Source organism: Oceanobacillus sp. FSL W7-1293 (assembly GCF_037969815.1).
Taxonomy (GTDB): Bacteria; Bacillota; Bacilli; order Bacillales; family Amphibacillaceae; genus Oceanobacillus; species Oceanobacillus oncorhynchi.
Genome location: NZ_CP150212.1, coordinates 2,336,967 through 2,350,882, shown reverse-complemented (window position 1 = coordinate 2,350,882; position 13,916 = coordinate 2,336,967). Strand labels below are relative to the sequence as shown.

Below are 13,916 nucleotides of genomic sequence, written 5' to 3'. Positions count from 1 at the left end.
ATTTCTTTTTTAAATCATTGAATTAATCTGAAAAATCTTTATAATAAGGATAATATATATTATCCTTACAGCAGGATATATTTACAAAGGATTTTCCATTTTAACGATTGAAAGGAGTAAAGCTATGAAACAAGTGATACAAGCATTAGGTACAAAATTAGCGCACGATCAAATCTCTGACAATGATACGGTGAGAGAGCTACATAGCAAAGACGAAACCTATCAACAGACAAGTCTTCCTGATATCGTTGTTTTCCCAAAATCAACTGAGGATGTTACACATATTATGGAGGTTGCCCAGAAATACCAAACGCCGGTAACGCCGTTTGGAGTTGGGACGAGTTTAGAAGGACATGTCATTCCTTATAAAAACGGTATTACCATAGACTTTTCATTAATGAATCAGATTTTGGAAATAAAAGAAGGCGATTTACTTGTCAGAGTCCAGCCAGGTGTAACAAGAGAACAGCTGAATAAAGAATTAAAGAAATATGGTCTCTTTTTCACTGTTGACCCTGGTGCAAATGCAACGCTTGGCGGGATGGCAGCAACCAATGCCAGCGGTACCACAACCGTAAAATATGGCGTGATGCGTGATCAGGTTCGAGATATGGAAGTGGTTCTTGCGGATGGAAGTGTAATTCACACGGGGAATCTGGCTGCCAAGTCTGCTTCCGGCTATCATTTGAACGGTCTTTTCATCGGTTCTGAAGGAACACTTGGCTGCTTTACCGAACTGACACTTCAGGTGTATGGCATACCAGAACATATTGTTGCCGCACGGGCGACGTTTCCGAGTCTGACGAATGCCATTGAAGCGGTAACTTCTATTTTACACGCGGGCATCCCTATCGCCAGAGTGGAGTTTGTAGATGGCGCCTCTGTGGAACAAATCAATAAATTCAGTGAAACCGACTATCCTGTTAAGCCGACGCTTTTCCTGGAATTTCACGGAAATGAATCCGGTTTACAAGAAGACCTTGCATTTTCTAAGGAAATTATGCAAGATCACGGCTGTGACCATTTTAATTCGGAAACAGACAATGCTGCCCGTAACCGTTTATGGGATGCGAGGCACAATTTGGCATACGCTTATATTCATGATTATGTCGGTAAAAAAATGATGCTGACTGATGTTGCTGTACCCATTTCGGAATTAGCAAATTCCGTTATTTATGCGGGAGAAGAATTAAAAAAACTAGCTATTCCGGGAGGGATATTAGGACATGTCGGTGACGGAAACTTCCATTCATTGATTATGATTGATATGGAGAATGAAGAAGAAGTTAAAAAAGCAAAACAATTTAATGAAAAAGTCGTTCAGTATGCGCTAGAGCGCGGCGGAACCTGTACAGGTGAACATGGTATCGGCGTTGGAAAGAAACCTTATCAACGCGCGGAGCATGGCGCAGCTCTCGATGTTATGACAAATATTAAAAAAGCGTTAGATCCAAATAATATCTTAAACCCTACTAAAATAGTAGATATCGATAACGAGGATAAGCTATGAAAACTTTAGAGAAGATAAGCGCATTAGCCGGTAAATATTTTGCAGTCCTAGTCATTATAGCAGCTGTTATTTCGTTTATCTTCCCTTCCGTTTTCCTTGTTTTTGGAAGTTTTATTACACTTTTGCTTGGCGTGGTTATGTTTGGTATGGGGCTGACATTAAAGCCTGTTGATTTCAAATTGGTTGTTACAAAACCATTGCCGGTAATTATCGGCATAGCGGCACAATATACGATTATGCCCCTCGTTGCTTTTGGTATCGCTTATTTATTAAGACTGCCCCCAGAGCTTGCAGCCGGACTTGTTTTATTAGGCTCTGTTCCAGGAGGCACCGCATCGAATGTAATGGTTTATTTAGCAAGAGGAAATGTTGCCCTATCTGTTGCAATGACTTCCTTTTCAACGATGCTGGCTCCAATTATGACACCATTACTGCTTTATTTGTTAGCGGGTCAATGGCTGCCCGTTAATCCGGTAGCCATGTTTCTGTCCATTATCCAAGTTATTATTATCCCAATTATTCTTGGTTTCCTGGTACAGCGTTTCTTCCCTGTTGCCGTGGAAAAAAGTATTGCCGTTGTTCCGTTAATATCTGTGACAGCCATTTTGATTATCGTAACAGCAGTAACGGCTGCAAATGCTGCCAATGTTGCTTCTGCCGGAGCGCTTGTATTTGCTGCAGTGTTCTTACACAATAGCTTTGGTTTATTTTTAGGATATTTAGCAGCACGCTTGATGGGCCTTAATGAAAATGACCGGAGAGCCATTTCCATTGAAGTGGGAATGCAAAATTCAGGACTTGGCGTTTCCTTGGCAACAACGCATTTTAGTCCGCTTGCGGCCTTACCAAGTGTCTGGGGTGCGATTTGGCATAATATCTCAGGTCCTGTTATCGCAACCATTTGGGCAAACAAATCACCCGATAAACAAGATGTGAAATTAAAAAAAGCAAATTGACGTCAACTCTATCATAAAAAATCCAAGCCGAAAATTTCAGCTTGGATTTTTTATGATGATCTCTGCCCTAGACGTTCAATCAGTCTTTACTTTACGTACAATTCCTAATATACCCGCAATCAGATAAAAGAAAGCACCAATAAATGCACCGCCATAGGTGATAAGTAACGTAGCTGCCGCAAAAACAAGCAGCATAATGCCGGCAGCTTTTGATTTCTTAACCCCACTAAACCATATAATGGCAAGGATGCAAACGATAATTGCTATCCCCATAATGCCGAAACCAACAGTAAATGCTTCCAATAACCCACTCAAATGATTCGGTTCTCCATATGCCTTATCGATGGTTTCCATGTACATTCCGACGGAGAATACATAAGCTAACCCGCCAAGGAGGCTAAAGCTTATTTCTATGGACCTCTTCATATACCGGCTCTCCTATTCTTTTTTAAATTCTATGAGGATTAATTATTAGAACATCAGCGCTCTGGACTGCTGGATTTACACGTTATTAATGTATTCTTTGTATCTTAATACGGTTTCGTTTGTATTGCCGGTTTTTATGATAAACAAATCCATTTTTTCTAACTAATTTACCGCAGTGTAACTGGCTGGGACTGGGACTGCGATTACTCGTCCCGCCGAAGAGCTTTTGTAAGTCCCCTGCTTCAAGAAAGGAGGGAGAGTTGCAGGATTGTACAGACATCAACAAAATATATTAAAAATGATGGAGTATTTTATCGCTTAGTCCATCAATATAACTAGCATTCTTTTTATTTAAAGTCAATCAAATGATAGAGAAACATCCTTTCTCTGTATAGGGGAACGAAGAAAGGATGTTTCTATTATTTATACTCAGAAGTTTCTTAAAAAGGATTGTCCTCTTCCATCATTTGAATAAATTGAGTCACGCCATGTAATTCCTCTGTTTTTACTAAAGGAAGAGACAATTTATCAAACAACGGTTCCGCTTGCGTTGCAAAGAAATCATCAAACATATGGACCGCTTGCGGCAAGGCTTCTATTTTTTCGAAAAGCTGAAATATTTTTTCTTGGACACCTTCCGAGTAATAAATCGAGTCTACTAAATCATAATGTAATACCGCTCCCGTTTGTCGATCAAGAAGTACAAGGATATACGGAAGAAATGGCCGGGATTCAGGTGTCCTTTGTACCGGCTCTCCTGCTTGGATAAATGCCAGTTCCGCCTCCACGCCATTGATTTTATCTATTTTATTCTTCATCCGTTTCCATTCTATTTCCGACAGGTTCAATTCTAAACCAGGGTCTTGGACAGCTTTTTCAATCAGGTCAATTGTTGACAAAATGATTTGCTCGCCTTCTTTATTTAAAGCGAGTATTTCGCCGCTATCAAAGCTCGGAGCTACGCTAGACAGATTATCCGTACGTGAAAGGAATGATTCCAGTTTAGACAGCACTTCTGTGAAAATCAAGCTTTCTTCTTGATTAAAACTCCATGGGACGGTATCCGGAATCATGCTGGTAAATGAAGGCCATTGATTTTTCCCACGATATTTTCTGTTGAGACTTTTAATTAAATCATATTCGTCCTCATTCAATTCCTCTCTGCTATTAAAATTAACCGTAAGAGAATACTGCGTGAAAAGAACTGCTAAATCATCATCAAATGGATCGTCATCCAGCATATCCAGATAAGATAATAACCCTCTGCTACCCAGAAAACCGGAGACGCCATAACTTTCTTCTGCATTCCCCATGATGGAACAATAGACATAATCATTTATTCTATCCGACCAGACCGCAATAAATTGATTATCTTGAATTTCTAGCCATGGTTGTTTTTCTTTCACTTGATCAGATACATCAAATAATTGATTCCATTCCGATTCATCCGGATCTATTTCCTCAGCCTCTTCTTCACCAAGAAGCCAGTCTTCGTAAAACACACTTAATTGATGATTGATGTATTCTACAAGTTCCTCATTGTCGGAAAACGTATACGTATCCTCGAAACCTTTCTCCAAAGACTTGTTCCCTTCTGCTGCCAGACAGAATGGTAATGGCAGATCCATCGGCAACTCTACTTTTTGTTCCAGAATAATCTCATGCTGCCAATCCACATTCAAATCATAAATATAGGTCAGCTTATCGCCAGGATTTTTCAAGAAATCCATTAAGATCGTCGTTTTTTCATCAACGGCCCCTGTCTGTTCAAGTAAATCTCCTGCTTGTGGCACAATCGAGATGCTATTCTGTGAAAAAAGGTGCAAATGTTCGTCAGACCATGCAAATGCAGTCTGCAGGTATAAATGCAATTCTTCAAAAGTGCTCTGTTCTGATACGATTAGTGTTCGCTGTTTCGCGGGGTTCACATCTTTTACTTGAATATTTAATTGAAGAACCAAGAAAATACATCCCCTATCTATTTTCATTTTTTCTGTTCATTTTCTATTATAGCTTTCACATTTAACTTAGACTTTCATAGTAAAAAATGCAACTATTTTTATGCGTACATCTGCCAGATAATCAGCCAAATAATAAACAGAATACTGCTGATACCCGTCAGCAGATAACCGGTCTTTTGCATTTTGGACAACGAAGCTTTTTTCCTGACCAAAATCATCATTACAACAGCGATAATACTGGTCACGGTAAAGAGATAATTCCCTATAAAGTGCGGCAGCAGCTCTGAATAGGTGCGCATCGGATTAGATAGCATACGGATAACCAGAGCAGCTATATTCACTGCCAGTAAAGTTCCTGATAGCATTAATAGCCAATTCCACTTTGCAACTGCTGCTGTTTTTTGTTTTCTTCTCCTGCGCAAAAACGCAAGTACCATTAACACAAAAGGAGAAATTAGAAAATATACCATGCACCAAATAAACACTCCTAAGCTGATGAGCAGAAAAGGAGTACTTTTGTCCATAGGAAGATAATCCGCATACGCAGTTGAAATCTGCTCGGCCATCCCATCATTTACATGAAAGTACATGACATTACTTGGTATAAATACGTCATCTCCACTTTTTAATTTATAGACATAAGGACTTGTTTGTACATAAGTTGCTTTGAACCCTGCTAAATCCAATTCAATTTCATTATTATCCATTGGTTTAACATTGAGTGGTGCAAGGTATGCGTAAAGATTCATAAAACCGCTATACGTACGGCGTGCCGATAAATAAGACCCTTCTACTTCAGCAGCCGGCGGGAGGCTTTCTTGAACTGTTTGGTCCCCTCTGCCCACTAATTCATCTGTCAGGCCAAATAAAAGATCGACTTCATCTGCTTGATTAGTTAAGATGATAATCGCAAAATTATCTTCCGGAACAATTTGCATATTACTGGAATAAGCGACTGTATTACCAGAATGGGTCAATCCTCTGTATTCGCCATCATATTCCCAAAAACCGTGAGCAAGTCCGGGAACTCCTTCTTCAGGAGCATAGCTTGTTGTAAGTAATTCTTGAAGTGTCTGGTCTTCTTGGAATAAAGAAGTCTTTTCTGGTTCAGAGGGCATCAAAGCCTGTGCGAACTTTGCTAAATCGGCTGCTGTTCCATTTATGCCTCCGCTGGGATACATAGAAATATAAAAAGGCTGTGATTTGATAAAATCACCATTCTCTCCAGGAAAATAACCTATCCCTTTATAACGCGTAATTTTCTGATTATCTTCTACAGGTAAATGCATGGTGGAATGATTCATTTCCAATTCATCAAAAATATGCTCATTCACATACTCATAAAACGGCTGTCCAGTAATCTCTTCAATAATATAAGCTGCTAAAGAAGTTGAATAATTGGAATAAGCAACAACTTCTCCCGGCTTATAAACCTGTTCCGGTTCTGCTAATTTTAAGGATTCTTCCAAATCAACCAACTGCTTAGGAGATTCAAACAGCAAATCAAAAATATATTCTTCAAAGCCCGCATTATGATGCATTAAATTCAAGATGGTAATGGGCTCATCGTAATTTAATTTGGTCAAAAAATCCTCCGGCAAATAAGTTCGTATATCTTCCTCTAAATCCAGTTCTCCCTGTTCAGCAAGCTGCATCGCAGAGACCCAAACAAATAATTTTGTAATCGATCCCCATTCGAGAACAGTTGTATCCGGGTCCATTGGAATTTGATTTTCCACATCGGCGTACCCATATCCTTTAGAGAGGACGATTTGATTGTCTTTAATAGCAATGATTGCCGCTCCTGCTACAGTACTACCTATGTATTCTTCGGCATAATCGTCTACGAACTGCTCCAGTTCTTCTATTGGAATACCAGATGGCGTTGTATTTTCTGCCGCTGAAAAAGTATAGGGAAAACATAGGCTGAATAAGAGTATGTAAAGAAAAATGCTGATTCTTTTTATCATTTTGCTACCCTTCTCTCTTCTGGGTTAAATAAATTTCTAAATAAACTGTCCAATTATATTGAAATAACGTTAACATTACAAAGCTCCTCCGCCACAAAATGATTTTTATATATTAATACTTCTTCAGAGAGGCTTTAAATCCCTTTTTATTTACGGATATGGCAAAAGAAAAACAACAGCTGCATGGAAGCTGCTGTTTTTCTGATCATTGCACTATATTATTTATGCTCACTCAGCCATTTTGCAAGTTCATCCAAATCATCATCCTCAAGATCTGAAAAGGCCGGCATCCCCCCATCTGTTCCATTTTCAACGATATCAGCAATCTCATCCTGTGAATAATTGCTGCCGACTTCTGTTAAATCCGGACCGGCTGCTCCTGACAAATCTTGACCATGACAGCTGGCACAATTATTTTGAAAAACTTCTTCTCCAGCTTCAACACTTGCAGACTCTCCATCCTCCCCTTCTTCCCCTGGGTCAGATGATTCTGTTTCCTCGCTGTTTTCTGTATTATCTGTCCCTTCATCACCGCTCTCACTGCCATTGTCCCCGCCACAAGCCGCAAGTACAATTGCTAAAGTGAACGCTAAAAATAAAAGATAGAATTTTTTCAACTTACTTCTCCTCCTTTAAATGATTTGAATTTTCACAAAATACGGGTAATGAATAGGCTATCTCGTATCAAATCAACTTCATGATTATCTCGAAGAAGCTTGTAAATCGAGACCCCGCAAATGTGATTGAGCCAATAATGTGAAATTATATTTTCAATTTTCATTTTACTCCTCTTTTCTTTTTAAATCTTTATATATACTTAATCCCCTTAACAAGAAAAGCATATATCATTTTTATCTATAACAGCTGGTGCTAATCATCTCACCCAAAAGCTTAAAGAATAATGATTAGGTAAAGTGACAGAAAAATGTTGATGGTTTCAATTCTGTAAGCGAGTTAAATTTTATAAAAGCGTTAAATAGCGGAGAGCAGCATATACTTGTATGGTATGTAGAATTTGCCGCTTATATATTATAATAGAGACAGACATTTTATATTCATGTAAAAAGCGCATAATCGAGAATGGTATGATTGAAATTCAGGGATACAGTTACCCTCTTTTGTTTAAAAATGAAGTTATACTGGGGTTTATACTTACAAAGGAAAGTGCTAATGGTTGTACAAAGCTAAACGATTACTGCTAGTATAAAGGATAAGAACAGTCAACAGCAGGTATTCCTGATGAATACATATTTTACAAATTAGAAAATGGATATTATCAGCGAGACTCCCCGCGTATTGCCCAAGATTTATTAAACACTGGTGGATAGTGACCTACAGGAGGAAAAGAATATGAGAAGTTTTCAAAGCCGGATTGCGGAACGTATCCTTACACGGCTGAGTAATAAAGACAGTTTTACCGATCCTCAATTATTCAAATCGTTTCTAAAAGAAAAACAAAAAGAAAATGAGAAACCATATGACCTGCCAAAATATATCCAGACAAGGTTCAACATTAAAAAACAGATGTTTGATGGAATGGAATGGTATATCTTTAATCAAGAAGAGAATCACTCAGGAAAATCCATCCTCTATTTGCATGGAGGCGGTTATATCAAGCAGCCTTCGTTATATCACTGGCATTTTCTTGGGAAAGTAGCAAAAGAAACCAAAGCTAACATATACGTTCCGATTTATCCGAAAGCACCCAACCATCATTATAAAGAGTCTTTTGAAAAAGTGCTTCCAATATACAAATGGATGTTAGAAACAACCGATAGCAATAATATTATTTTGATGGGTGACTCTGCCGGTGGAGGATTTGCATTAGCGTTAGCACAATTGCTTTTGGAAAAGGGGTTACCACAGCCCCGGCATATCATATTAATTTCGCCTTGGCTTGATATTACGATGAAAAATCCGGAGGCTCATGCACTCGAACATAAAGATCCCATGTTAGGTATCTATGGGCTGATTCAAATGGGAAAGGCATATGCAGGAGGTACTGACCGAGATAATTATTTACTCAGTCCAATAAATGGAGAGATACATGGATTAGGAGAAATCACTTTGTTTATTGGGACACATGAAGTTCTTTTACCAGACGCAAAAAAATTCAAAGAGATGGCTGTATCGCAAGACATTCACATTAATTATTTTGAATATCCGGAAATGAACCATATCTTTGTGCTTTACCCCATTCCAGAGGCAAGAGAAGCAACCAAAGAAATAGTAGATATTATAACAAACAGCTGATGATGCAGGGTTCCCGTTCAGAAAATTTGTTATCCCGCGGTTTTACTGTGTCAGCTTACAAGAAAGTGCACCAACAAAAAGCAGCTGCTAAAGAGTTGCTTTTACTGCTTTTCTTTACAAAATATAAATTAAAAAACTATCCCTTTATTTACTAAATACACCAACACTATCAGAGCCCCAAATATGATGGAAAATCTAAGCCATTTGGGCACGTTTGAGAACCATTTAGATGCCATTTCCTGACCAAATCCTGCTTTTTTATCATCATTCATTTTACCAATCCTATCTGCTATAAAAAATCGCTACTTTTTATTACCGTCAGTTTGGGAGTAAACCGTAATTTTATTCACAAGAAAAGCTATTTATCTTTCTCTGACTGTAATTTATCGATTTTTTCTTCCAATTGACTTATTTTTTTATTTCTTTTGACGCACATGACGATGAGCGATACGATTCCTATAACGAGTAAAATAACAAGTAACAAAAAGAGCAATTGGATTATTACGTCTCCCATATTTAATCCACCTACAGATGCTGACAACACAAAATTCTCCTTCCCTTCACAATTTTTCTTTAAAAAGATAATTTGCACATCGTTACCTATTCCGAAAATGTGCCCTGATATGGAACAGGTAATAATACGTTAAAGATGCATAATAATTTATAAACTTCCAAAAATATCCCATATCTAAATGATATAACTTAACTCTGTCTTCTTCAATACCTGTTTTTAAAACGACTTCATTTTTAATTCACCAAATGAATCATTTACATCATCCATGCCCACTTTTTTCGCCGTTAAAAGGTCCGTGATCGTTTAAAGACATCAAATCGTTGCCTCCCAGACTTCTTAATACTAGAAAACAATTCCAAATTAAAGCTGCATCTTCTTCAATCTAATCCTTCCATAAACAAATCAATAATTTCTTTTGTTTCCTCCCACTCTCTGGCTGTCTCTTTTAAATATGCTTTCCCTAACATCGTAATTCTATAATATTTTCGTTTTCCGCCATGAGACACTTTACCATTATAAGATTCGATTAATCCTTTCTTTTCAAGACGCTGGAAAACGGCGTATAGTGTCGCTTCTTTAATCTGAAAACGATTTTCTGTTCGTAGGCTGATTTGTTTTGATATTTCATAACCATACTGATCGTTTTCATAAATTAAACGCAGTATAATTGACTCTAAATGTCCTCGTATAATATCACTTCTAATCATTACATACCCTCCTTATCATATAATTCTATCTGATAGAGTAATATATTTACTAATTACTCTTCCTGCCAAAGTAATTATATATAAGATGAATTTATCATTTCAAATATCTATAAATATTATTATACCAGATTTTAACACATTAAAATAACATATGAAACTCATAATTATCGTATTGTATTTTTATAAAAGAGTAATTAATTATATAACCACTCTTTCTATATTAGTAATTTATTATTGTTCTCTTTTAGATATTTAATGAGCTCAACTTTCGCACCTAAGAATAAGCATATATATCTTGCTATTCCAGGGTGAACATGTTCTCCATTACCATGCTTGCATTTTGGTGAAATATCCAGCCTTTTTGGAATTGGTGATGGCGCATAGCTCCGCTCCGGCCAACCACTCCTCTTTCCATGGGGACGGCTTCAGCTAACTTGAAAAGAAAACCGCTTTTCAAGTGGATCTTCAGCTCGCCCTGTTCCCACAGGAGTCTGCGTGGTTGGCCTGCGCTCTGATAGGATTCTACAGCGAATGAAAGAAATAACATTTTGATGAGCTGAACGAAATAGCAGCTTTCGTCTGAACAACCCAATCATGACAGTATGGATATGAAATACAAGGAATCGCTTCGATGCACAGAAAGGAATCTTGGCGGAACATGTTACCATGCAGCATGAAAAAGATGTTCTATCTGATTAAACATCTATTTGGTGAGTTTTTTTCACGTATAGAATATCCTACTAGCGGAGGCGGACCGTTTTGACTCCTGAGGGATCAGCACCATCTGAAGATCCACTTTTGCCAAGTGCTCTTCTTGGCAAAAGTTAGCTGAAGAGCGTGCCCCTAGAAAAGCAAAATGGTCCGCCGCAGCGGTGCTTTACACTTCACCTTTTATTCTTTGTCAAGGGTGTTATCGAAGGAACGATCAACTCCTGTTTCTATAGAAACGAAATTACTTTTTAATGTGCGAGAGTTGAGTAATGAGGTTTTATAAATGAGTGAGGAAAAGTCTTACAATATAAAAATACTATAAGATAAACAATCCGCACCCTGCTTTTTTAAAGACAAGATGCGAATGCTTCAAAGTTTTTAGCTGCAGCTGATGCCTTCTTATTCGCTGCTTAACTATCCCTCTGCAGAAAAGACAGCCAATAAGCTATTGTACATATCAATGCCCAAACGAAAAGCGTAAAGAAAGCAATCCACGGCGGCAGCTCGGTCACTTCATAAGCAGGCGTTCCGAGTAAGCTCATACTCGCTTGATCCGGCAGGAATCGCAGTCCTTTTGGCCATTGCAAAATACCTGTTCCAATAAATATAGGAATCATAATTAAAATGGAAAGTGGAACGATGGTGCTGCGTGTTGTACCTGCAATGCTAAAAGCAATGATAGACATAAGCAAGTAGACCGCTGTCCAACGTGTGATATCAATTAACATATAACTCATACTTACATCTGAAAAGATATTAATGATCAATCGTGAAGGGATGATAGCTACTAATATTCCACCTAATATTGCCAGTACAACCGCAACTACTTTTCCGTTCATTAATCGTTGTCGATTTGGGGTAGCGGTTAACGTCATACGATACTGGCCCCCTTGATATTCACTGCTTGCTGCATACACAGGCAGAATAAGGAATGCGTATATAGGAGCAAACATAACCATGCCAAAGTCTGACACCTTAGAAGGCGTCACTTCATCTCCTGTATAAAAACCGAGACCACTTGCGTCTACTATAGCGATTCCAAGATTCACAATCATAGTGATAATGATAAATAGTACGATTGTTGGATGGAAGAAAATCTTCATAAATTCAGAACGGACTGTACTTGAGAAGCGAATAACAGATTGCTCAGAAGTTGAAATATTCATCGGGCGTCCCTCCGCTTCATTAGTATAAGCGAAAAAGTTATTACGCCGATAAGCCATAGCATTAATACTACGCCCCCTGTTAGATTACTTGAAGTAAAATCTGGACCTACCACAGGCATCGCCGTATCTTGCAATAAAAAATTACGTGCCGCACTAATCGGCGTCAAGGCATCCATAGCAGTCGACAATAAGGCAATAATTCGAGTCATGGTTACACCGATAAATCCACCCATGATCAAAATACCCAAAAGAGTTCGCCGAGTAATTATCGTGAAACCTAAAGTAATCAAGGTAATCACAACAAGAAAAAAGATACCTCCTAAAATTTGAAGAAATACTCCAGGAGACCATAAAAGATCAGGCTGCCAATCTTTAACCATAAGATATGCTGTAACTAGTGACATGACGGCATAACCGATTCCAATACCTAATGTATAAAGAGTAGTCGCAATGATCTTACTGATGACCATTTTAGTACGGGAAGGTACTGCAAGTAAACTTACCCCTAATTGACCTGTACGGAATTCTGCTCCAGCAATGGTTGCACCAAGTAATGGAAACAGGATTCCAGGATTAAATATGGCTACACCTATTGTGGAATAAAAGTCCAGTTCTGCATCAATAGGTCTTCTAAAAAACCAGTGCATGCCATTCTCATCTATGGTTGTTAGCTTTTCTAAAAAGCCGCCCACGCTTAAGTAATGAAAAAAAAGACCCGCCCCCAATAAGATGAACGTGATAACCCAAACACTGCGCAGTGTAATTATTTTTGTGAACTCAGATCGTATCGCTGCTATCATGCTCATCACCAGCTTTCTCCGCTCTTGATACCAGTTAAGGCAAAAAAAGCTTCCTCAAGAGAATCATGATCCGCAATAACATCTTCCAGTGAACCTGAATCAATAATCTTTCCTTTATTGATAATCACAATATCATCCACTATTTTTGATGTTTCATCCATTAAGTGACTGGAGAGTAACACCGTATTCCCATTCCTTGCATAGTCTTGCAGAAGCCGCCGCACGCTCCGAATCCCTTCCGGATCTAACCCATTTACAGGCTCATCGAGTATGAGTATTCGCGGCTTTCCTAATAATGCAGCTGCTAAACCAAGACGCTGCTTCATTCCGAGAGAATACTTTTTTACTCTTGTTTTTGCCGCATTAGACAAACCCACCATTTCCAGTACTTCAACGATTCTTTCTTTGGGGATACGATTCGATTCAGCTATCCATTTTAGATGATCGATACCCCGGCGCTCTGGAACAGCCGCAGCACCATCTAGCATCGCACCAACCGTTCGCAATGGCTGATGATGTTCGACAAAGGCTTTCCCTTCAATAAGAGCTGTGCCGCTGGTAGGACGATCCAAACCAAGTAAAATACGCAGTGTACTGGATTTCCCCGCTCCGTTCGGCCCTAGAAAACCAGTTACCCGGCCCGGTTGTGCTGTGAACGATACATTTTCAACGGCTGTTTTCTTACCGTATCGTTTTGTTACATTGTTAACAGTGATTGCTGCTGTTTTTGTACTGCTAGTTTTCGTATGCAAGTACGCCACTTCCTTTCTCCCAAACGTTATTTTTTCATGTACCTCATCAGTATAGTAATGAAAAATAAACTGCTGCATTTGAATTGATATACATCTATTGACAAAAAGATTAAAATTCAATAAACAAATAACAGGTATACAAATTCAACTGTTTTTAAAAGAAAGTAATGTTTTCAATATAAAAAGCGGC

12 protein-coding genes are annotated in these 13,916 nt (G+C 38.4%); 3 read left to right on the top strand and 9 right to left on the bottom strand.

Translation table 11 applies throughout. The features are described from left to right. The first annotated feature begins 124 nt into the window (after positions 1-124). Together MKY65_RS11515 and MKY65_RS11510 are read left to right on the top strand one after the other, a co-directional pair. Positions 125-1,510 carry an FAD-linked oxidase C-terminal domain-containing protein gene (locus MKY65_RS11515; RefSeq protein WP_339184940.1) on the top strand — a complete coding sequence of 462 codons (1,386 nt, stop codon included), beginning with the start codon at positions 125-127 and terminating at the stop codon, positions 1,508-1,510. After that, complete coding sequence (locus MKY65_RS11510; protein ID WP_339184937.1) at positions 1,507-2,466, top strand: bile acid:sodium symporter family protein; 960 nt, start codon at positions 1,507-1,509, stop codon at positions 2,464-2,466. Before MKY65_RS11515 ends, MKY65_RS11510 begins: the two co-directional genes overlap by 4 nt. A 75-nt stretch (positions 2,467-2,541) precedes the next feature. On the opposite strand, the gene MKY65_RS11505 is transcribed toward MKY65_RS11510, so the two are convergent. The 4 genes from MKY65_RS11505 to MKY65_RS11490 form a co-directional block, all read right to left on the bottom strand. Continuing rightward, entirely contained in the window at positions 2,542-2,892 is a 351-nt protein-coding gene (locus MKY65_RS11505) for a hypothetical protein (protein ID WP_339184935.1), read from the bottom strand. Between the two features lie 440 nt (positions 2,893-3,332). Next, positions 3,333-4,853 carry a plasmid pRiA4b ORF-3 family protein gene (locus tag MKY65_RS11500; RefSeq protein ID WP_339184933.1) on the bottom strand — a complete coding sequence of 507 codons (1,521 nt, stop codon included), beginning with the start codon at positions 4,851-4,853 and terminating at the stop codon, positions 3,333-3,335. Positions 4,854-4,951: 98 nt separating this feature from the next. Next, positions 4,952-6,823 carry a serine hydrolase domain-containing protein gene (locus tag MKY65_RS11495; RefSeq protein ID WP_339184931.1) on the bottom strand — a complete coding sequence of 624 codons (1,872 nt, stop codon included), beginning with the start codon at positions 6,821-6,823 and terminating at the stop codon, positions 4,952-4,954. A gap of 218 nt (positions 6,824-7,041) precedes the next feature. Next, a complete protein-coding gene (locus MKY65_RS11490) occupies positions 7,042-7,440 on the bottom strand; it encodes a cytochrome c (protein ID WP_339184930.1) in 399 nt (132 codons plus the stop codon). Positions 7,441-8,173: 733 nt separating this feature from the next. Between MKY65_RS11490 and MKY65_RS11485 the strand changes: the two genes are divergently transcribed. Then, positions 8,174-9,076, top strand: a complete 903-nt coding sequence (locus tag MKY65_RS11485; RefSeq protein WP_339184928.1) for an alpha/beta hydrolase — start codon at positions 8,174-8,176, stop codon at positions 9,074-9,076. Between the two features lie 358 nt (positions 9,077-9,434). Here the strand turns inward: MKY65_RS11485 and MKY65_RS11480 are convergent, their stop codons facing one another. From MKY65_RS11480 to MKY65_RS11460, 5 genes are all read right to left on the bottom strand, one after another. Continuing rightward, entirely contained in the window at positions 9,435-9,617 is a 183-nt protein-coding gene (locus MKY65_RS11480; protein WP_339184927.1) for a hypothetical protein, read from the bottom strand. A gap of 350 nt (positions 9,618-9,967) precedes the next feature. Next, on the bottom strand, positions 9,968-10,297 hold the full coding sequence (locus MKY65_RS11475; protein ID WP_339184925.1) for a PadR family transcriptional regulator: 330 nt from the start codon (positions 10,295-10,297) through the stop codon (positions 9,968-9,970). Positions 10,298-11,418: 1,121 nt separating this feature from the next. Then, on the bottom strand, positions 11,419-12,174 hold the full coding sequence (locus MKY65_RS11470) for a hypothetical protein (RefSeq protein ID WP_339184923.1): 756 nt from the start codon (positions 12,172-12,174) through the stop codon (positions 11,419-11,421). Next, positions 12,171-12,980, bottom strand: coding sequence for a hypothetical protein (locus tag MKY65_RS11465; protein ID WP_339184921.1), 810 nt, complete (start codon positions 12,978-12,980; stop codon positions 12,171-12,173). The genes MKY65_RS11470 and MKY65_RS11465 overlap by 4 nt, the downstream gene beginning before the upstream one ends. Beyond that, the gene (locus MKY65_RS11460; protein WP_339184920.1) at positions 12,980-13,726 is read right to left on the bottom strand and encodes an ATP-binding cassette domain-containing protein; all 747 of its coding nucleotides are present in this window, start codon (positions 13,724-13,726) and stop codon (positions 12,980-12,982) included. The genes MKY65_RS11465 and MKY65_RS11460 overlap by 1 nt, the downstream gene beginning before the upstream one ends. Between the last annotated feature and the right edge of the window lie 190 nt (positions 13,727-13,916).